Raw genomic sequence first — 20,181 nt, 5'->3', positions numbered from 1 at the left:
CCGTGAGAGCCAGGTCAGCCGTACGGCCGCCATGGCCCTGATGCTCCTCCTGGCGATCTACTTCCTGCTGCCGATCTACTTCCTGATCGTCGCGGCCACCAAGCCGCAGGGAGATCTGGCCGCCACCAACGGCCTGACATTCTCGCACTTCAACCTGTTCGAGAACCTGCGCGTCCTGTTCACCCGAAGCGACGGCATCTTCGGCAAGTGGATCCTCAACACCGTGATCTACGCGGTGTTCGGCGCGGTCGTGGGCACGCTGATCTCCGCGCTGTGCGGCTACGCGCTCGCCAAGTTCCAGTTCCGCGGCCGGGAGTTCCTGTTCTCCGTCATCCTCGGCGGAGTCCTGGTCCCCACCACCGCGCTCGCGCTCCCACTGTTCCTGCTGTTCTCGGCGACCGGGATCGTCAACACCTACTTCGCGGTGTTCCTGCCGAGCATCGTGAGCCCGTTCGGCGTCTACCTCGCCCGGATCTTCGCCAACGCGGCCGTCCCGCAGGAGCTGTTGGAGTCCGCGCGCCTCGACGGCGCCGGTGAGTTCCGCACGTTCTTCTCCGTGGCGTTCAAGCTCATGTCGCCGTCGCTGGTGACGATCTTCCTGTTCCAGTTCGTCGCCATCTGGAACAACTTCTTCCTGCCGATGGTGATGCTGCAGAAGGAGTCCCTGTTCCCAATCACGCTCGGCCTCTACGAGTGGAACGGCCAGACCGCGCGGGCCCCGCTCCTCCAGGAGTCCGTGATCACGGGCTCGTTGGTGTCGATCGTGCCCGTGATCATCCTGTTCATCCTGCTCCAGCGGTTCTGGCGCACCGGACTCGCCGCCGGTTCCCTCAAGTGACCGCCCCCGCACAGAAGGTGCCACCCGTCATGAGCGACTCCGCTGTCTTCGTGCCCCATTTCCACTGGGACCGGGAGTGGTACGAGCCCTTCCAGGTGTTCCGGCACCGGCTCGTCGCCGCCCTCGACACCGTGCTGGAGACGGCGGAGGCGGACCCTGACTTCCGGTTCACCGTCGACGGTCAACTGGCGGCGATCGAGGACTACTTGGAGATGCGGCCGGAGAACCGCGACCGTGTCGTGGCCCTGGTCCGCGAGGGCCGACTCGCCATCGGGCCCTGGCTGATCCTGCTCGACGAGTTCCTCTGCTCCGGCGAGACCATCGTGCGCAACCTCCAGATGGGCTGGACGGCGGCCGAAGGGCTGGGCGGCGCGATGCCGGTCGGCTATCTCCCGGACATGTTCGGCCACATCGCGCAGATGCCGCAGATCCTGGCCCGGGCCGGCATCGAGCACGCGGCGCTGTGGCGCGGGGTGCCCGGCTCCGTCGACGGCCACGCCTTCAACTGGCGTGCCCCGGACGGCTCCCAGGTCCGTACCGAGTTCCTCTTCGACGGCTACGACAACGGCCTCGACGTGCTGCTGATCCCGGAGCAGATCGGCCGCGCCCTGGGCGACTACGCGGAGATGACGGCCGAACGGTGGGGAGGCGACCCGGTGTTGGCGATGGCCGGCACCGACCACAACGCGCCCGACCCCCAACTGGCGTCCTGGCTGCGGCGGGCCTCCGGCGAGGGGCGCCCCATCACCATCGCCACGCTCGACGAGTACGTCCGCAAGCACGTCCGTGACGAGGTGTCCGCCGTCGTCACTGGTGAGCTGCGCAGCCATGTGCGCGGCAACATCCTCCCGGGCGTGCTGTCGGTACGTCTCGGGCTCAAGCAGCGCATGGCCGTCGCGGAGCGCACGATCGACCACGCCGAGCGCATGAACGCACTGTGGTCCCGGCGCGACGACGCGCCGTTCCTCCGCCTCGCCTGGCACAAGATCATCGAGTCGACCGCGCACGACTCGGTCGTCGGCTCCGGCACCGACGAGACGTGCGACCAGGTCGCGGCCCGCCTCGCCGAAGCCGCGCAGACGGCCCGTGCCCTACGGGACGCGGCGCTCGCCGAGGCCGCCGCACGGGTGCCCAGTGACGGCCATCTGGTCGCCAACCCGCTGCCGTTCGACCGTACGACGCTGGTCGAGGTGGATGTCGTGGCCCCGCCCGAGGGCACCGCTCTCCTCGCGACCGCCGCCGACGGTTCGACGGCCCTCGTACAGCTGATCTCCCAGGCGCCGACCGTCCTCACCGACGAGCGCATGGACGCCTCGCAGTTGGAGCGCGTGCTGCGCCGTATCCACCGCCGCGAACTCTTCGGCCGGTTGATCGACCACTACGAACTCACCGCCGGTGAGCTGGTGTTCCACCTCGCGGAGGTGCCGACGAGCGGACCCTTCGACCTGCTGATCCTGCGCCGCGAGGTCGCGGAGGCAGCCGCGGCGCATCCCGGTGAGTGGCGGGTGCTGACACTGGAGGAGGCCCGGGCCACCGCGCTCGCCCCCGTGGACGTGCCCGCCTCCGGGCTTGCGAGCTTCCGGGTCGAGCCGAGCGACACCACCGCTGCGACGACGTCCGCCCCCGCCACGGCGACGGACCGCACCCTCGCCAACGGCCTGGTCGAGGTCACCGTCGCCGCCGACGGCACCCTGGACATCACCGGGCAGGACGGCACCGTGCTGTACGGCGTGGGGCGCCTGGTCGACGGCGGCGACCGGGGCGACAGCTACAACTACGCTCCCCCGGCGCAGGACGTCCTCGTCTCGGAGCCCACCGAAATCACCGTCGAGGTGCTCGAAACCGGCCCGTTGCGCTCGCGGTTGAGCGTCACACGGGTCTACGAGTGGCCCGCCGCGCTCTCCGACGACCGCGATGTACGCGGTGACCAGGTCGTGCCGACGCCGGTGGAGACGCTGGTGGAAGTACGTGTGGGCGAGCCGTTCGTGCGGGTCTCCACGTCCTTCCTGAACCAGTGCGCCGATCACCGGCTGCGCTTCCATGTGCCACTGCCCGAACCGGTGACCACGTCCGCGTCCGCCGGGCAATTCGCCGTCACCGAACGCGGGTTGACCGCCGAGGGCGGCTGGGGCGAGTATCCGCTGCCGACCTTCCCGGCCGGTTCGTTCGTGGCGGCGGGCGCGGCCACCGTCCTGCTCGACCACTCCAGCGAGTACGAACTCGTCGGCGACGGCACCGAACTCGCCATCACCCTGCTGCGCGCGATCGGCTCGATCAGCGTCAACATCCACCCCCTGCGTGACGAACCGGCGGCGAGCGAGATTCCGGTACCCGGTGCGCAGGACCTCGGGATGCGGATCGAGAACCGGTTCGCCGTCGTTCCCTCGGCGTCCGGCTGGCGCGGTGCGCACGCGGTGGCGCTCGCCGAGGAGTTCCGCAACGACGTCCTGGTGACTCGTGGCACCGGGTCCGCCGGGCATCAACTGCCGCCGGACACCGCCGGGTTGCGGGTCGACGGGAAGGACGTCCTCGTGTCGGCCGTCCATCGTGTCGGCGGCGACGACGCACAAGGGCCCGGCACGGAGGTGCGGTTGACCGCGATGCGCGACACCGCGTCCACGGTCCGCGTGACGGGGACCTTCACCGAGGCCACGACCGTCGATCTGCTGGGCCGGCCGCTCTCCCGCACCCCGGTCGCCGACGCGCTCGAACTCGACCTCGGTCCCTGGGAGATCCACACCGTCGTGCTCCGGTAGACCGCCGTGATCGAATGCAATACGCCCCGTTCTGCTCTCATGAAAGCGTTGTGACCTCTTGCTCCCCGAGTTCTCCCCCCATGTTTCCGACCTCGCACCCGGCCGTGGTGCCCTGCGCCCGGCGCGCTCGTGGCTGCACTCCGACGCGAAGTCCCTCTCCCTGAACGGGTCCTGGCGTTTCCGCCTGTCCCCCACCGCGTCGGCGGCGGAGGACTTCGCGGCCGAGGGCTTCGACGCCGACGGCTGGGACAGCATCCCCGTGCCCGCGCACTGGGTGCTGGAGGGCGACGGCGCGTACGGCCGCCCGATCTACACCAACATCCAGTTCCCGTTCCCGATCGATCCGCCGTACGTCCCGGACGAGAACCCGACCGGTGACTACCGCCGTACCTTCGACGTGCCGGCCGACTGGTCGGACGCCGAGCGGGTCGTGCTGCGCTTCGACGGTGTCGAGTCGCTGTTCAGGGTCTGGGTGAACGGGGTGGAGATCGGTAGTGCGAGCGGCAGCCGGCTGGCCCACGAGTTCGATGTGACGTCCGCGGTGCGGCCCGGCGAGAACGTGGTCGCGGTGCGGGTGCACCAGTGGTCGGCGGCGAGCTATGTCGAGGACCAGGACCAGTGGTGGCTGCCGGGCATCTTCCGCGATGTCACCCTGGTCGCCCAGCCGGCCGGGGGCATCGAGGACGTCTGGCTGCGGACCGGCTTCGACGACGGGCGCGGCCGGGTCGAGGCGGAGATCACCGCCGACGCGACGGCGTTCCCGGTCACCCTGCGCATCCCCGAACTGGGCGTGGAGCGGGTCTGGGCAACGCCGGCCGACGTATCGCCCGTCGACGTCGCCGCCGTGGAGCCCTGGTCCGCCGAGCGGCCTCGCCTCTACGACGCCACCGTGTCGACGGCCGCGGAGACCGTCGCCCTGCGCCTGGGCTTCCGTACGGTCGAGATCCGCGGGGACCAGTTCCTGGTCAACGGGCGCCGGGTCGTGTTCCACGGGGTGAACCGGCACGAGACCCACCCGGAGCGCGGCCGGGTCTTCGACGAGGCGCACGCCCGCGAGGACCTCGCCCTCATGAAGCGGTTCAACGTCAACGCGATCCGCACCAGCCACTACCCGCCGCACCCCCGGCTGCTGGACCTCGCCGACGAGCTCGGGTTCTGGGTGATCCTGGAGTGCGACCTGGAGACACACGGCTTCGACAAGGTCGGCTGGACCGGCAACCCCAGTGACGACCCGGCCTGGCGCGAGGCGTACCTCGACCGCATCGAGCGCACCGTGGAACGGGACAAGAACCACCCCAGCATCGTGATCTGGTCGCTCGGCAACGAGGCGGGCACCGGCAGCAACCTCGCCGCCATGTCGTCGTGGGTCCACGCCCGCGACGCCGAACGCCCCGTCCACTACGAGGGCGACTACACCGGCGAGTACACGGACGTCTACTCCCGGATGTACGCGTCCGTGCTGGAGACCGAGCAGATCGGCACCGACGGCTCGCGCGCCCCGCTGCTCAACTGCACGCCCTCGCAGGGCGCCAGGCAGCGCACCAAGCCGTTCCTGCTGTGCGAGTACGCGCATGCGATGGGCAACGGGCCTGGCGCGTTCGACCAGTACGAGGCGCTGGTGCGCGAACACCCGCGTCTGCACGGTGGTTTCGTCTGGGAGTGGCGCGACCACGGCATCCTGACCACGGCCCCGGACGGAACTCCGTACTACGCGTACGGCGGTGACTTCGGCGAGGTCATCCACGACGGCAACTTCGTGATGGACGGCATGGTGTTGAGCGACGGCAGCCCGACGCCGAGCCTGTACGAGTTCAAGTCCGTCGTGGCGCCCGTGGACTTCGCGTTCGACGGCGACAGGGTCGCGATCACGAATCTGCGGCACACGGGCGACACGTCCGACCTGCGGTTCCGCTGGCGCGTCGAGCACGACGGAGTGCCGGTGGATGCAGGGGAGTTGGAGGTCCCGTCCGTCGGGGCGGGCGACTCGGAGTGGGTGTCGCTGCCGCCGGTCGCGGTGTCGCCGGACGCCGAGACCTGGCTGACGATCGACGCGGAGCTGGCGCGGGACACGGCGTGGGCGTCCGAGGGGCATGTGGTGGCAACTGCACAGTTGGACCGTTCCATTCGCCGTCCGGTCCCGGATGTACGGCCCCGGAAGGGCTGGCGGCCCGGCGACGGAACGCTCACGCTCGGGATCGCCGAGTTCGTCGGCGGGTCGCTCGTGCGGCTCGGTGAACGTGCCGTATCGGGGCCCCGGTTGGAGCTGTTCCGCGCGCCGACCGACAACGACAAGGGTGCGTGGGGCGAGGTCGAGGAGAGCGACGCGAGCGTCTCAGGGGTGTCCAACGCCGAGCTGTGGCTCCGCGACGGGCTGGACCGGCTGACCTCGCGACGGGTGTCCGTGGAGCAGACCGCGGACGCGCTGCGCACGGTCGACAAGGTCTCGGCCGCCGACTCGGCGCTGTCGGTGCTGGTGGAGTCGGTCTGGTCGCGGGAGAGCGACGGCGAGGTCGAACTGCGGGTGGAGATCCAGCCCGCGCACGGCTGGAAGACGGTGTGGCCGCGGATCGGGGTGCGTTTCGAGCTGCCCGACGGCACGGCTCCCGTCGACGGCGCCGAGTGGTTCGGCCTGGGCCCGCTGGAGTCCTACCCCGACAGTCTGCGCGCGGCCCGCGCCGGCCGGTTCGCCGCCGGTATCCGTGACCTCTCGGTCGAGTACGCGCGGCCCCAGGAGACGGGACACCGTTCCGCGGTGCGCCGCCTCGCGCTGACGAGCGGCGACACCGAAGTGCTGCGCGTCGAGGCGCTCCCCGACACGCAGGGCCGACGTCCCGGCTTCACGCTGAGCCGTCACACCCCGCAGGAGATCGCCCGGTCCGGACACCCGTTCGAGCTGCCGGTTTCCACGTCGAGCCACCTGACCGTCGACGCCGCCCAGCACGGCCTCGGCTCCCGGGCCTGCGGCCCGGACGTGTGGCCCGCGTTCGCGCTGCGCCCGGAAGCCCGCACGATCAGGCTCCGGATCACGGCACCGCACTAGATCGAGCACTGAGGGTGCGGCCTCGCACGGCCGGGGCCGTATCCCCCAGTACTCGCACGGCGGCGACCGCGCCCTCAGTATGGGAGGGGACGACTGCCGTCCCGGCGCAACCGGTCTCGGCGCGACCGTGCCGATCGTCCCCGTGGGAAGGAGTTCCCCGTGCCCACCCTGCTGTCGGTGAATGTCGGAATGCCGAGAGACGTCCCGTGGGAGGGCAGGACCGTCCGCACCGGTGTGTGGAAGTACCCGGTGCGGGGCCCGGCCATGGTCCGCCGACTCAACATCGACGGCGACGGCCAGGGCGACACCGCCGGTCACGGGGGCGAGCAGCGGGCCGTGCTCGTCTACCAGATCCAGTCGTACCGGCACTGGCAGCGACACTTCGGCCGCGACGACCTGGGCTACGGCCAGTTCGGCGAGAACCTCACCGTGGACGGTCTGCTCGACACCGAGGTGTGCATCGGCGACCGGTACCGCATCGGCGAGGCCGAGTTCGAGGTCACCCAGCCGCGCGTCACCTGCTACCGGGTCGGAATGCGCTTCGGCGAACCGGAGTTGGCCGCCCTGCTGGTGAGCCATCACCGTCCCGGCTTCTACATGCGCGTCGTCCGCGAAGGCCATGTACAGGCCGGCGACTTGATCGTACGGACCAGGACCGGTCCAAGCGCGCTGAGCGTGGCCGACACGGACGCGCTGCTCTACCTTCCCGGCCGCGACCCCGCCAAGCTGCGCCTCGCCCTCAACGTGCCCGCGTTGAGCCCGGGTTGGCAGGGCTCCTTCCGTGAACTGCTCGCCGAGGCCGACGATGCGCGGCCCGCCGCCCGCCCGGCCTGGAACGGTTTCCGCCCGCTGCGCGTGATCGACGTGACCGCCGAGAGCACGACGGTCACCTCGATCCGGCTGGCCGACCCCGACGGCTCTCCGCTCCCGGCCGCCCGCGCGGGCCAGTACCTCACCCTGCGCGTCCCCACCACGACCGGCCCCGCTCCGGTGCGGAGCTACTCGCTCTCCGCCGCGCCCGACGCTGGCAGCTACCGGATCAGCGTCAAACACGAACCGCACGGCACGGCGAGCGGCTATCTCACCACGCGGCTACGGCCCGGCGTCGATCTCCAAGTCGCCGCGCCCCGGGGTGAGTTCGTGTACGCCCGCGGACCCGTCGTAGAAGAGTTGCCTCCGAGCCAGGGCCTTGGCCACGGGAAGCCACCGTCCGCCGTACCGCCCTCGCGTTGCTCGTCGTGGCCGCCGTCCTGTTCGCGGTGACGCACCTGGCGCCGGTCGGGCCCGCGCGTCCCCCTTCGGTGTCCCCCTCCTCCGGTGGCATGAACGCCAGCCCCTACTGTCCCGTATCCAACTCGGTCACCGCGGTGCCCCATCCCTGACCGGGACGGCCAACTGCCCTGCTTCCACGGCCCATTCGTCGGCCGGGAGCGCGAGGAGCCGCTCGATCCGGGCGCTGTCCGGGAGGGGTCCGTGGTCGGCCGTGACCGTGAGCGCCGACGCAGCCGTGATGTGTCCCAGCCGCAGCGCGCGCTCCATGCCCTCCCCGCGCAGCAGACCGGTCAGCACCCCGGCGGCGAACGCGTCACCCGCGCCGACCGGCTCCACCACGTCCGTGCCCAGCGCTGGAACGGTCCATCTGCCATCCGAGCCGAAGGCGACGGCCGCGTGCCCGCCGTCCTTGACGATGAGGAGACGCGGGTGGGGCAACAGCCTTCGTACACCGTCCGGTTCGAGGTCCGCGTCCCAGAGTTCCTGTGCCTCGTCGAGCCCGACGAAGGTGATGTCGGCCCGGTCGGCCAGCTCACGCAGCACGGTGGCGGCCGTGTCGGGCGCCCACAGCGCGGGACGGTGGTTGACGTCGAAGCTGATGGCGTACGGCCGTTCGTCGGCCGGGACCGCGAGCGCGGTGGCCACCAGGTTCCGGCACGACGGAGACAACGCCGCGGTCACGCCCGTGAGATGGAGGACGGAGGCCGACCCGAGCCGGTCGTCGTCGAGTACGTCGGGGCCCATCGCCGAGGCGGCCGAATTACCGCGGTAGTAGTGGACGCGGGTCCGGTCGCCCGTCGGCTCCTTCACCAGCAGGCCCGTTGGCCGCCCGGGGTCGCGGCGCACCCCGCCGACGTCGACTCCCGCCGCGCCGACCTCCGCCAGCACCCGCCGGCCCAGCGCGTCGTCCCCGACCGCCGAGAGCCAGGACACGGGGATGTCCAGGTCCGCCAGGTACATGGCCACGTTCGACTCCGCGCCGGCCACCGACACCCGCAGGTCGTCGGCGCTCTCCAGCGAAGCGGACGGCGCGGGCGCCAGGGCCGCCATGGTCTCCCCGATGCAGACCACGGCCACACCGGTCGCTCGGACGTCTTCAAGATCCATGTGACGAATTCCCTTCCCGTGCAGGTCGGTTCAGGCGCAACGGCAGTGTGTGGTCAGCGTCAGCCGCCACCGGACCTCACCCGATGCGGGCACCAGGGCGACATCACCCGGGCCCGCCTCGGCGAGGTCGAAGACGCGACCGAGCATCGGTTCGACGCCCGTACTGCGATAGGGCTGCGGGGCGGGAAAGCCGCCCAGGTTGCGCCACAGCGCAATTGACAGGGGCTGACCGTCGGCTTCGAGGGCGAGCGAGAGCCGGTCGTCCCGGTCGTGGACGCAGCAGTGCGAAGCGTCCACCACAGCTCCTACGGCGGTGCCGTCGTCCGGCCCGAACCGGTCGAGGCGCAGTCCGCGCGGGGCGGGCCAGTCGCCCTCGGCCCACGGCGCGCCCTCCGGCCACGCTCCGTCCACCAGCGGCGCCGCCTCCGGGAAGAGCCGGGTGAGCGCTCCCTCACGGAGGTGCAGCCGTGCCTGGTCGGAGAGGTCGAGCAGGGCGTGCGCGGCCCACACGAAGCGGAAGCCCGCGTCGGCCATCAGCACATAGTCCGCCTCGGCACCGCCGCCGGTGCTACGCACCGTACGTGTCAGCATGAAGCGGTCGCAGCGGACGACGTCCGCCTCCCCCTCCCGCGTCCAGGGCCGTGACCAGGCGTCCCCGTGGTCGGGATCACCACGGACCGTGGGGATGCACTCCTCCAGTCCACCCGCGTCCACGAAGGCGTCGCCGGGGACCGCCTTCTCCCGCTCCGGTGCGTCACGCCGCCACAGCCACTCGCGCTCCCCCGCCCGCAGCGAGGTCCAACGCCCGCCGTGCGCACGGTCGATAACGATGTCCAGCGGCACGCTCACCACTCCGCGAAGGAGCCGTCGGGGTGCCGCCACACGGGGTTGCGCCAGGCGTGCCCGGTCCGGTCCGCGGCGCGCACGGCGGCCTCGTCGACGGTGATGCCGAGGCCGGGGGCGTCCCCGCGCAGGGCATGGCCGTCGACGAAACGGAACGGCGCGGGGTCGACGAGATAGGACAGCAGGTCGGCGTCCTTGTTGTAGTGGATGCCCCGACTCTGTTCCTGGATGAGGAAGTTGGGGGTCGCGAAGGCGACCTGGAGACTGGCCGCCAGCGCGATCGGGCCGAGCGGGCAGTGCGGGGCGAGCTGGGCGCCGTAGGCCTCCGCGAGGGAGGCGATGCGGTGCACCTCCGAGATGCCGCCGGCGTGGGACAGGTCGGGCTGGACGACGGCGATGCCCGCGGCGAGCGGGGTCAGGAACTCCGCGCGTCCATAGAGGCGTTCACCGGTGGCGAGGGGTACCGGGCTCGACTCGACCAGACTTGCCAGCAGATGGCCGTGCTCGGGCAGGACGGGTTCCTCCACGAACAGCGGGTGCAGCGGGGCGAGTTCGGCCAGGACGCGGCGCGCGGCCGGGGCGGTGAAGCGGCCGTGGCAGTCGACGGCGACATCACGGTCCGGGCCGAGTGCCTCGCGGGCGGCGGCGACACGGGCGACGATCGCGGCGGTCTCGGCGGGGGTGGGGATCGGTGAAGTGGCCCCGGCGGCGTTCATCTTCACGGCGGTGAAGCCCGCCTCCACCTGGGCGGCGATCTGCTCGTTCAGCTCGGCGGGTTCGTCGCCGCCGACCCACGCGTAGACCCGGACACGGTCGCGCACCGGGCCGCCGAGCAGGGCGTGCACGGGAGCGCCGTAGGTCTTCCCGGCGATGTCCCACAACGCCTGGTCGAGGCCCGCGACGGCGCTGGAGAGGATCGGGCCGCCCCGGTAGAAGCCGCCCTTGGACATCACCTGCCAGTGGTCCTGGATGCGCAACGGGTCCTGGCCGACGAGGTGTTCGGCCAGCACGTCGACCGCGGCACGCACCACCTCGGCGCGCCCCTCGACGACCGGTTCGCCCCAGCCGACCACGCCTTCGTCGGTCTCGACCCGGCAGAACAGCCAACGGGGCGGGACGAGGAAGGTCTCGATACGGGTGATCATCACTGGGAGCGGGAACCTTCCGTCTCTTCGGAACCCGATGCAGAGTCTTCTTCCGAACCCGCTTCGGACTCGCCGAGGCGGTCCAGGTCGCGGCCCGCCTGATCGAGCAGGGCCCGCATCGCGGCCTCGGCGGCCTGCGGGTCCTTCTCGCGTACGGCGTCCAGGACGGCGCGGTGGGCCGGGACCGGGTCCTCGCTGTGCGGGGCGCTGTGCACGATGCGGTCGCGGTGGGCGAGGCCCGACTCGATGACCATCTCCATGCGTTCGAGGAGTTCGTTGTGGGTGGCGGCGAGCAGTGCGCGGTGGAAGGCGAGGTCGGCCTCGACGGCGTGGGACGCGTCGGAGCCCTCCTCGCCCATCGCGTCGAGGGCGCCGTCCAGGGCGGCCAGGTCCGCGTCGGTGCGGCGCTGGGCGGCGAGACGGACGGCGGCGGGTTCGATGATGGCGCGGACCTCGGCGAGGTTGTGCAGCAGGGCCCGGTCCGACTCGGCGGTGGAAGCGCCCTCGAACTGCCAGCGCAGCACGTCCGCGTCGAGCAGGTTCCACTCGGCGCGGGGGCGCACGAACGTACCGCGACGCTGCCGGGCGTCGACCATCCCCTTGGCCGCGAGCACCTTCAGCGACTCGCGCAGCGCGGTCAGACTGACGTCCAACTCGCTCTGCAGCGCGACCAGATCAAGCGTGGCCCCTTCGGGGATCCCCCCGCCCAGGATGCGGCGGGCGAGGACTTCCACGGTCTGGCCGTGCACGCCGCGACGGGCATAGGGCGTCATGTCGTACAGCCTTTCTGCTGTTGAGGGAGCGGGGTCACGCGGAGGCCTTGACGACACTCCAGCCGCCGTCCACCACGAGACTCGTACCGGTGATGAAGGAAGCTTCGTCCGCGCTGAGGAACGCGATGGCCGCGGCCACCTCCTCGGGTGTGCCGAAGCGGCGGGCGGCCGTCTCGGCGATGCTGCGTTCCCGTTCCTCGGGCGGCACTCTGTCCCAGGCGGCTGTGAGTATCGGTCCCGGCACAACGGCGTTGACCCGCACGACCGGACCGTATTCGACGGCGAGTTGGCTGCACAGGGAGAGCAGGGCGCCTTTGGCGGAGGCGTAGGCGGGATGTCCGGGAAGGCCCCTGTGGGCGTGCACGGACGAGGTCAGCACGACCGCGCCCCGCCGCTCCTCCAGATCGGGCAGGACCGCCCGGAAGCCGAGGAAGCCGCCGGTCAGATTGACGTCGAGCTGCCGCCGCCAGGAGGCGAGGCTCATCTCGTGGGCGGGTCTGACGTCGACGGTGAAGGCGTTGCTGACGAGGACGTCGACGGGCCCGAAGCCGTGCGCGGCCCCGACGATCCGCGCCCAGTCGTCCTCGGCCGCGACATCGGCGGCCACGAACCGGGCCCGCCCGCCGTCCTTGCCGATCCGCTCCGCCACCGCCTCGCCCCGCTCCTCGGCGATGTCGACGAGCACGACGGCCGCTCCCTCCTCGGCGAGTCGTACGGCCGTGGCGGCGCCGATTCCTGAGGCCGCTCCGGTGATCACGGCCGTGCGTCCGGTGAAGCGGGCGCCGTGCCGTCGTACGGGCTGGTCCATCGTGGGGTTCGACTCCTTCGCGCGTCAGGGCTTGCAGGAAACATAACGGGGCTCACTCGCGCAGCAGCACGACCAGGTCGGCATCATGATCGGCACTCCACGCGAACGGCAGCCCGTGGTGCAGCAGATGGGCTCCGCCGTACGACGTCCCGGTCGCCGTGTCCCGGTACCGCGCCCCGGGTTCCAGTCCCCGCAGCCGCAGCCGTTGCGCACGCCCCGGTACGAGCGGGGCCCCGTCGAGCCGCCCGGTGCTCAGCGCGGCGACGACGGTCCGGTCCCCGGCGTCGTACTGCACGCCACAGCTCGGCTCGTCCGGTGTGCCGAGGAGCCGTGCCTCGCCGTGGTGGATCACGTCCCGCACCTCCTTGTACCGGGCGGTCCAGCCGGCGGCCTCGGCCCGCTGTTCCGGCGTCCAGGCGCGCAGGTCGGCGCCGATGCCCAGGACTCCGCACATGGCGTTGACGAAGCGGAAGGCGAGGCTGCGCGGGCGCGGGTCGAAGACGCCGGGCGCGTCGGTGACCCAGGAGCTCATGACGTGCGGGGCGTGCGCGTGCAGGAAGCCGTGCTGGATCCGCAGCCGGTCCAGCGGGGCGGTGTTGTCGCTGGGCCACACCACGTCGGTGCGCGCGATCGTCGTGTGCTCGATCCGTCCGCCGCCGCCCGCGCAGCCCTCGACGGTGACGTGGGGGTGGGCGGACCGGAGGTGGTCGAGGACGCGCAGGTATCCGGCGACGTGCTCGGCGTCCAGGTCGACGCGGCCGGCTCCGGGGCGTCCGCGTTCGGTGGGGGGCCGGTTCATGTCCCACTTGAGGTAGCCGATGTCGTACGTGCCGAGCAGCCGGTCGAGCGTGCCGATCACGAAGTCCTGGACGTCGGTCCGGCCCAGGTCCAGGAGGAGCTGGTTGCGGACGAGCCGGCCGGGGCGGCCCTCGATCCGGTACACCCGCTCGGGGTGCTCGGCGTGCAGACGGCTGCCCGGGCTCACGGACTCGGGCTCGATCCACAGACCGAAGTCCAGGCCCAACGCCCTTACGTCGGCGATGAATTGGTCGAAGCCGTGCGGGAAGGCGGCCGGGTCGGGCCACCAGTCGCCGAGTCCCCCGGTGTCGTCGGCACGCCCGGTGAACCAGCCGTCGTCGACGACGAACAGTTCGGCCCCGATGTCGGCGGCCGTCTTCGCCAGCTCCAGCTGTCCGGCCGCCTCGACGTCGAAGCCGGTGGCCTCCCAGGAGTTGTAGAGGACCTTGCGGGGACGGTGGAGGCGTTCGCCGGTGAGGTGTCGTTCGTAGCGGTGCCAGACGCGGGAGAGTCCGTCGAGGCCGTCCGGGCTGAAAGCGCAGGCGAGTCGGGGGGTCGCGAGGGTTTCGCCGGGTGCGAGCGGCACAGCGCCCTCGTGGGGCACGCGGCCCGCTCGCACCCGCACGGAGCCGCCGGGTTCGGCCTCCGCGGTCATGTGCCAGTTGCCGGGCCAGGCGAGGGCGATGCCGTACGCGGCCGGTACCTCGCCGTCCTGCACCGCGAGCCAGGGCGCGTACGCGTGCCCCGGGACGCCTTGGAGGCTGCCGATGGTGAACGTGCCTCTGGGCAGGTCGAGTTGGGTCCGCTGGAACTCCTGCGACCACTGCCCGGTGAGGTACGTGAGGCGGGCGGTTCCGGTGACCGGGATGTTCACTGCGGCCGAGTCGAGCCGCTCCAGCCGGAGTTCGGCCGTGGCGGTGAACTCTGCCCATCGGAGAATCACGTCCGTGCCCGGCACGGTCTCGTAGTGGAGGACGGTGCGCAGGCCCAGCCGCTCGTCGTGGAAGGCGAACCGCAGCGCGGTCTCCTCCGCCTCCACGTGCTCGAACTCCCACCACGAACCCCGGTCACCGTCCGGACCCGACACCACCAGCTCCGAGCCGGTGAACGGCCTTGTCCCGTACGGCAGATACTCGGCGGGGGCCGCGTCGGCGGGCGTGATGAAGTGGGTGCGCCGCGACCGGTCGAGGGCGGAGGGACCGTCCTCGACGCCGAGCGGTCCCCAGGCGTCGAGTTCGGCCCAGGGGCCGTCCGGGGAGAGGCGCACGGTGTAGCTGGTGTTCTCCGTGCGCAAGGTCCAGCGCTGGTACCTCACTTGACCGCCCCGAGGTTGAGGCCGGCCACGAAGTGCCGCTGGAAGCGCAGGAACACGGCGACGGTGGGTGCGGCGGCGATGACGGAACCCGCCGCGATGACGTTCCACATCGACACGAACTGGCCCTGAAGTCCGATGAGGGCGGCCGTAATTGGCATCTTGGTGTCGCTGCGCAGGACGGTGATGGCCCACAGCAGGTCGTTGAATATCCAGGTGAACGACAGGGCGCTGAGCGCGGCGAGGGCGGGGCGGGTCAGCGGGAGGATGATCCGCCAGAAGATCTGCCAGGGGCCCGCGCCGTCGACGACCGCCGCCTGCTGGATCTCCGCCGGGATCGAGCGCATGAATCCGTGCAGGACGAACACGTAGAAGCCGACTCCGAAGCCGATCTGCACGCCGATGAGCGCGGGCAGGGTGTCGAAGACGCCCATCACCTCGCTGAGCTTGGACACCGGGATGAGGAGGATCTGCGGGGGGAGCAGGTTGCCGCCGAGCATGAGGAGCAACAGGGTGCGGCGGAAGGGGAGTTCGTAGCGGCTGAGGGCGAACGCGGCCATCGAGGCGAGGGCCAGGGTGATCAACACACAGGGAATCGTGACGATGAGGCTGTTGATGAGGGCGCGCTGCTGGCCGCCGTCGACCCAGGCCTGGCGGAAGTTGCCGAGGGTGAAGGAGTGCGGCCAACTGCCCAGGCCGTGCGCCGCGATGTCGTCGAAGGAGCGCAGGCTGGTGACCACGACCAGGGCGATGGGCAGCAGCCACAGGATCGCCAGCGCGCCCGCACCCAGGTGGAATCCGGCGGTCGCGGCCCGTTTGCGGCGCAGGGCCGTGGAGTTGGCGGACATCAGTCGGCCTCCTGGAACGCGCGGACGAGGTAGGAGCAGATGACGCCGAAGGCCAGCACGAAGATGACGGCGGCGAGTGCGGAGCCGTAGCCGAGTCGTAGGGACTGGAAGGCGGTTGAGTACATGTAGGTGCTCAGGAGTTCGGAGGAGTGGTAGGGGCCGCCGCGGGTCAGGGACCACACGACGTCGAAGGAGCGCAGTGAGTCGATGACGATGACCGACAGCACCACCGCGTTGACGCTGCGGAGTTGGGGCAGGGTGACGTGTCGCAGGCGCTGCCAGGCGCCGGCGCCGTCGACCTTGGCGGCCTCGTAGAGGGCGGGGTCGATGCCCTTGAGGCCGGCCAGGTAGAGGACCATCACGTAGCCGATCTGGCGCCAGAGTGCGGGCACGATCACGGCGTAGAGGGCGGTGTCCTGGTCGGCGAGCCAGGCGTGGCGGAGGCTGCCGAGGCCGACGGACTGGAGGAGTTGGTTGAGGACGCCGTCGGGCTGGTAGACGGCCTGCCAGACGAGAGCCGTGGCGACCAGGGAGAAGACGACCGGCAGGAACAGGGCCGCGCGGTAGAAACCCACGCCGCGGCGCTCCTGTTGGAGCAGGAGTGCGGCGGCGAGGCCCAGCAGGGCGGAGAGGCCGCCGAAGAGGACGAGCCAGAGGACGGTGTGGCCGGTCGCGCTGCGGAAGACGTCGTCGTGGGCCATCTCCCGGAAGTTGTCCAGGCCGATGAACTGCGGTGGAGAGACGCCGTCCCAGCGGGTGAAGGCGAGGTAGAAGCCCTGCACGGCGGGCCAGAACACCCACACGGCCTCGACGAGCAGCGGGACCAGGACGAAGGCGAGGACCAGCGGGGGTGTGCGCCGGGGGCCCCGAACCCGCTTGCCCGGGGCGGGCGTTCGGGTCGGGGACGTCCGGTCGGGCGCGGTCAGGACGGCCATGTCAGGCGTTCCAGATCTTCTCGGCATCGCGCTGCCAGTCGGTGAGGATGCTCCCGATCGACTTGGGCTTGGCCAGGAACTTGGTCAACGCGTTGTCGGCGGTGGGCTGGAGGGCGTCGCTGGAGTCCCGGTTGAAGAACTGGGTGATCTCGGCCGCCTCCGCGACATGCGCGCGGCCCTTCTTGACCAGCGCCGTGCCCGAGTCCTTCGCGTCGGGGTGGCAGGGCAGGACGGTGCCTGAGGAGCCCTTGATGTAGATCTCCTGGGCCTGGGCGGTGGCGAGGTACTTCATCAGGTCGACGACCTGGTCGCGGCGGCCGGTGCGGGCGCTGGCGAAGTACCCGTCGACCGGGGCCTCTTCGGCGAGCGGGACCTTCGGGTCGATGACCGGGAAGCGGAAGAAGTCGATGTCGTCGAGGGCGTTCTTGGGGGCGGCGTCGGCGAAGAAGGTGCCGATCAGCATCATGCCGCTGCGGCCGTTGAGCAAGGAAGTGGTGGCGTCCTGGAAGGCGACGGCGGCGCCGTTCGGGTCGAAGTACGGCAGCACCTCCTGCCAGCGGTCGAAGACCTTGCGCACCTCGGGGTCGGTGAACCTGTGCTTCCCTGCGAGGAGTTGGCGGTGGTACTCGGCGCCGTTGATCCGGATGTCGAGGTAGTCGAACCACGCCGAGGCCACCCAGGCCGTGCCGCCACCGGCGCCGAGACCGATCGGGTCGACGCCCTTCTTCTTGAGCTTTTCGCACAGGTCGAGGAAGTCGTCCCAGCTCTTGGGCTCGCTGACGCCCCACTTGGCGAAGTTGGACTTCCGGTAGAACATGCCCCACCAGTAGTAGGTGCTGGGCACGAACACCTTCTTGCCCGAACTCGTCGATGTGCAGAGCGAGTTGAGCGCCTTGGTGTAGCGCTTGAGGTCGGGCGAGGTGGTCCACGCCTCGTCGAGGTCGAGCAGCAGGTTCTTCTTGGCGTACGCGTCCGCCACCGAACCGGGGTACCAGGTGTACACGTCGGGCGGGTTGGCCGAGGTGAGGTACGTCGGCAGCTGGGTGCGGTAGGTCTCCGCGGCGACCGTGTTGAGGCTCGCCTTCTCGGACCCCCTCTTGGCGTAGGCGGCGACGAGGTCCTCCATCGCGGCCTTGGCCTGCGGGGCGGAGAGGTTGGACTGGAGGGTCACCGCGCCCTTCGAGGAGGTCTTGCCGGTGGCGGTGGAGGTGACACAGCTACTGAGCAGCGCCGCCGCTCCCGCGGCGCCGACTCCGGCGAGGAACCGGCGTCTGTCTGGCTGGTGGTTCGTCATGGATGGCTCCCTGTGGATCCCTCGCGGGCGGATCCAGATTCGCGTGGCGTCCCCACCACGTCAAGAATAATTACTAATTTATTTGACCTGAGTCAGGTGGACATAGCCGTCGACGCCCCGGTACACCGCGTGGACCGTTCCACCCGGCCCGGCCACCGCACCGAGCGCGCCGTCGAACGCGGCGCTGGGGAAGGCCACTTGCTTGGTCCACCCCTGCCAGGCACCGTTCTCGTACCGCTGCTGCCAGAGCGTGTAGTCGGCGGCCCGCGCGTACAGCAGCACGGCGCCCCCGACGGCGACCAGCGTCGGGCTGCCGCTGACGGTCCCGCCGAGCGAACTCCACGACGACCACTCCCCCGACGCGTCCCTGGACCGCGTCCACACGTCGTCGGCCACGCTACGAACGGCCACCTGCACCAGCCCCTGGGAGTCCACGACGGCGGACGGCCGCCCGTAGACCGCCCGGCCACCGGGTGCGCCGAGCGAGGACCAGCCGGTCGCCGGGCCGCGCTGCACGACCTGCCCGTCCGAGCCGGTCGCGAACAATGTCCAGTGCGCGGGATCGGTGAACGCGACCGACGGCGCGTCGGCCACCTGCCCGCCCAGGCTCCGCCAGGCGCCCCAACGGCCACCGACGGAGGTCCTCCGGTACACCCGGGAGTCGGTGCCGCGCACGAAGACGTCGATCCGGCCGCCGGCCGAGGCGTATGCGGCGGTCTGGCCGAGGATCCGGCCCTTCGTGGGACCGCCGAGGTCCTTCGCCTTGCCGTCGGCCTGCTGGACGAGCGAGCCGTGCGGGCCGCGCAGGAAGGTGGTCGGTGTGCCGCCGTCATTCACGACGGCCGGACTCGCCGTGGTCCGCTGCCCCAGACTCGTACCGGGCAGGGCATCGGCGCCGGTCAGTTTCAGGAACGCGGTGCCGTGCGCGGGAACCTCGACGGTGTACGACCCCGTGTGCGTACCCCGGTCGGCGCGAGCCCGCAGGTCCCGCACTTGGACCGGTCCACCGAGCCCGGTGTCCGCGAACTGCACGGTACGCAGGGCGGGTCGGTCCGACCGGTTGAGCAGCACGACCGCGCGCTGCCCGCGCCCCGCGAGCACCTTGCTGTACACGTCCCCGACGGAGTCGGTGGCCACGCGCACGCCCTGGACGGCCAGCGGGTCCTGGTCGACGGCAATGATCTCCGGGTTGCGCAGGGTGGCCAGCATGGAGTCGGACAGGGTGCGCGGGTCGGAGCCGAGGACGAGCGGCGAGCCCATCTCGGCCCACATCACGAACTGACTGGTCGACTCCTCCTGGCTCAGCTCGTACGACCCGTCGGTCATCTTCCGCATCGGGATGAGGTAGTCGGGGTCGTTGTAGTGACCGGGTCCCTGCGCCTCGGGGTGCCAGGCGTTGGCGTCCATGTTGCGCAGGATGTTGGGCCACTGCCCCGGGCTCGCGGTGCCCCAGGCGATGTCCGTGCCGGTGCGCCAGGAGTCGGCGGTCGTCGGGGCGTAGACGTAGGTGTTGTGCGCGTCCTGCTCCGGTGTGTGGGGCAGGCCCCAGTCGTCGGTGAGCGGGTTGCAGAGGTTGAGCAGCATCCTGCGGCCGGACTTGGCGACCGCGTCGCTGAACTCCTTGAATGCCGGGCCGGGATCGAGCTTGGCGCCGATGCCGCACAGGAAGTCGACCTTGACCGCGTCGATCTTCCAGCCGGCGAACTGCCGGGCGTCCTGGTCGTAATAGCCGCGGCTGCCCAGCCCGCAGCTCTTGCCGCCGTCGTAGGTGCCGGCGTCGGTGTAGATGCCCGCGCGCAGTCCTCGTTCGTGGAGATAGGAGACGAGGGCCGGGATGCCGGAGGGGAAGCGGTCCGGGTTGGCGACCAACTGCCCTTGTGCGTTACGCGGGTTGTCGGCCTGCCAGCCGCCGTCCAGCCACACGATGTCGTACCCGCTGTCCCGCAGACCGCTGCTGACCAGCTTGTCCGCGACGGAGCGCACCTGCTGTTCGGTGGGCGCGCCGAGCCCGTAGTAGGTGTTCCAGCCCATGTACGGCGTCGGGGCGAGACCGCTGTCGTAGTAGTCGGGGGCGCCCTGGTCGGTGCCGGTCCGTGCCGTGGCGGCCGGGGCGGCGGTCGCCGCCAGTACGGTCGCGATGGCGATGACGGTGGCCCGGCGGGTCAGTCTCGTTACCGCGGGTGTGCGGACCTGCGGAGATGAAATCACGTGCCTCTCCCGGAGGTTGGGAAGCAGGAGGACGTGCCGCGGGCCGCGCTGCGACAGGGGCCCGGGTGCGTCACGGCGACGACTGTGGCGTGCGGCCGAAACCCTGTCAACATTAATTCCTAATTTATTAGAACGTTGCTTCAGGGGTTGACACAGCTTCTCTCGCGTCACAGCCTTTGGCAACGTTGTCAGTGCCGCCGGTTT

General features: G+C 70.9%; 13 protein-coding genes and 1 pseudogene. 4 read left to right on the top strand and 10 right to left on the bottom strand.

Annotation, left to right across the window (positions count from 1 at the left end):
• Nucleotides 1-31: 31 nt before the first annotated feature.
• The 4 genes and pseudogenes from ACQHII_RS45800 to ACQHII_RS45785 form a co-directional block, all read left to right on the top strand.
• The gene (locus tag ACQHII_RS45800; RefSeq protein ID WP_427925551.1) at nucleotides 32-838 is read left to right on the top strand and encodes a carbohydrate ABC transporter permease; all 807 of its coding nucleotides are present in this window, start codon (nucleotides 32-34) and stop codon (nucleotides 836-838) included.
• Nucleotides 839-867: 29 nt separating this feature from the next.
• Nucleotides 868-3,594 carry an alpha-mannosidase gene (locus ACQHII_RS45795; protein ID WP_427924849.1) on the top strand — a complete coding sequence of 909 codons (2,727 nt, stop codon included), beginning with the start codon at nucleotides 868-870 and terminating at the stop codon, nucleotides 3,592-3,594.
• Nucleotides 3,595-3,652: 58 nt separating this feature from the next.
• A complete protein-coding gene (locus ACQHII_RS45790) occupies nucleotides 3,653-6,634 on the top strand; it encodes a glycoside hydrolase family 2 TIM barrel-domain containing protein (RefSeq protein ID WP_427924848.1) in 2,982 nt (993 codons plus the stop codon).
• Nucleotides 6,635-6,793: 159 nt separating this feature from the next.
• Nucleotides 6,794-7,789: pseudogene (locus ACQHII_RS45785) on the top strand (MOSC domain-containing protein); the annotation flags it as partial.
• A gap of 204 nt (nucleotides 7,790-7,993) precedes the next feature.
• On the opposite strand, the gene ACQHII_RS45780 reads toward ACQHII_RS45785, so the two are convergent.
• From ACQHII_RS45780 to ACQHII_RS45735, 10 genes are all read right to left on the bottom strand, one after another.
• Nucleotides 7,994-9,013, bottom strand: coding sequence for a sugar kinase (locus ACQHII_RS45780; RefSeq protein WP_427924847.1), 1,020 nt, complete (start codon nucleotides 9,011-9,013; stop codon nucleotides 7,994-7,996).
• 30 nt (nucleotides 9,014-9,043) lie between these two features.
• Complete coding sequence (locus ACQHII_RS45775; protein ID WP_427924846.1) at nucleotides 9,044-9,862, bottom strand: hypothetical protein; 819 nt, start codon at nucleotides 9,860-9,862, stop codon at nucleotides 9,044-9,046.
• Nucleotides 9,859-11,004 (bottom strand): galactonate dehydratase, encoded by a 1,146-nt coding sequence (dgoD, locus tag ACQHII_RS45770; RefSeq protein ID WP_427924845.1) that lies wholly within the window; start codon nucleotides 11,002-11,004, stop codon nucleotides 9,859-9,861. The genes ACQHII_RS45775 and dgoD overlap by 4 nt, the downstream gene beginning before the upstream one ends.
• Nucleotides 11,001-11,774 (bottom strand): FadR/GntR family transcriptional regulator, encoded by a 774-nt coding sequence (locus tag ACQHII_RS45765; RefSeq protein WP_427924844.1) that lies wholly within the window; start codon nucleotides 11,772-11,774, stop codon nucleotides 11,001-11,003. The genes dgoD and ACQHII_RS45765 overlap by 4 nt, the downstream gene beginning before the upstream one ends.
• Nucleotides 11,775-11,808: 34 nt before the next feature.
• Nucleotides 11,809-12,582, bottom strand: coding sequence for an SDR family NAD(P)-dependent oxidoreductase (locus tag ACQHII_RS45760; protein ID WP_427924843.1), 774 nt, complete (start codon nucleotides 12,580-12,582; stop codon nucleotides 11,809-11,811).
• 52 nt (nucleotides 12,583-12,634) lie between these two features.
• Entirely contained in the window at nucleotides 12,635-14,695 is a 2,061-nt protein-coding gene (locus ACQHII_RS45755) for an alpha-galactosidase (RefSeq protein ID WP_427924842.1), read from the bottom strand.
• Nucleotides 14,692-15,540, bottom strand: a complete 849-nt coding sequence (locus tag ACQHII_RS45750; RefSeq protein ID WP_427924841.1) for a carbohydrate ABC transporter permease — start codon at nucleotides 15,538-15,540, stop codon at nucleotides 14,692-14,694. The genes ACQHII_RS45755 and ACQHII_RS45750 overlap by 4 nt, the downstream gene beginning before the upstream one ends.
• Complete coding sequence (locus tag ACQHII_RS45745) at nucleotides 15,540-16,475, bottom strand: carbohydrate ABC transporter permease (RefSeq protein ID WP_427924840.1); 936 nt, start codon at nucleotides 16,473-16,475, stop codon at nucleotides 15,540-15,542. Before ACQHII_RS45745 ends, ACQHII_RS45750 begins: the two co-directional genes overlap by 1 nt.
• A 1-nt stretch (nucleotide 16,476) precedes the next feature.
• Nucleotides 16,477-17,769 carry an ABC transporter substrate-binding protein gene (locus ACQHII_RS45740; RefSeq protein WP_427924839.1) on the bottom strand — a complete coding sequence of 431 codons (1,293 nt, stop codon included), beginning with the start codon at nucleotides 17,767-17,769 and terminating at the stop codon, nucleotides 16,477-16,479.
• Between the two features lie 78 nt (nucleotides 17,770-17,847).
• The gene (locus ACQHII_RS45735) at nucleotides 17,848-19,977 is read right to left on the bottom strand and encodes a glycoside hydrolase family 27 protein (protein ID WP_427924838.1); all 2,130 of its coding nucleotides are present in this window, start codon (nucleotides 19,975-19,977) and stop codon (nucleotides 17,848-17,850) included.
• Nucleotides 19,978-20,181: the final 204 nt, after the last annotated feature.

The organism is Streptomyces sp. cg40 (assembly GCF_050320165.1).
GTDB lineage: Bacteria > Actinomycetota > Actinomycetes > Streptomycetales > Streptomycetaceae > Streptomyces > Streptomyces hokutonensis.
Note: the sequence above shows the minus strand (reverse complement) of the source record. Positions and strands in the feature narration are given on the sequence as shown.

Coding starts and splice junctions, on each gene's coding strand:
- ACQHII_RS45800 (WP_427925551.1), top strand. CDS start 32: ATGGCCCTGATGCTCCTCCTGGCGATCTACTTCCTGCTGCCGATCTAC.
- ACQHII_RS45795 (WP_427924849.1), top strand. CDS start 868: ATGAGCGACTCCGCTGTCTTCGTGCCCCATTTCCACTGGGACCGGGAG.
- ACQHII_RS45780 (WP_427924847.1), bottom strand. CDS start 9,013: ATGGATCTTGAAGACGTCCGAGCGACCGGTGTGGCCGTGGTCTGCATC.
- ACQHII_RS45765 (WP_427924844.1), bottom strand. CDS start 11,774: ATGACGCCCTATGCCCGTCGCGGCGTGCACGGCCAGACCGTGGAAGTC.
- ACQHII_RS45760 (WP_427924843.1), bottom strand. CDS start 12,582: ATGGACCAGCCCGTACGACGGCACGGCGCCCGCTTCACCGGACGCACG.
- ACQHII_RS45750 (WP_427924841.1), bottom strand. CDS start 15,540: ATGTCCGCCAACTCCACGGCCCTGCGCCGCAAACGGGCCGCGACCGCC.
- ACQHII_RS45745 (WP_427924840.1), bottom strand. CDS start 16,475: ATGGCCGTCCTGACCGCGCCCGACCGGACGTCCCCGACCCGAACGCCC.
- ACQHII_RS45740 (WP_427924839.1), bottom strand. CDS start 17,769: ATGACGAACCACCAGCCAGACAGACGCCGGTTCCTCGCCGGAGTCGGC.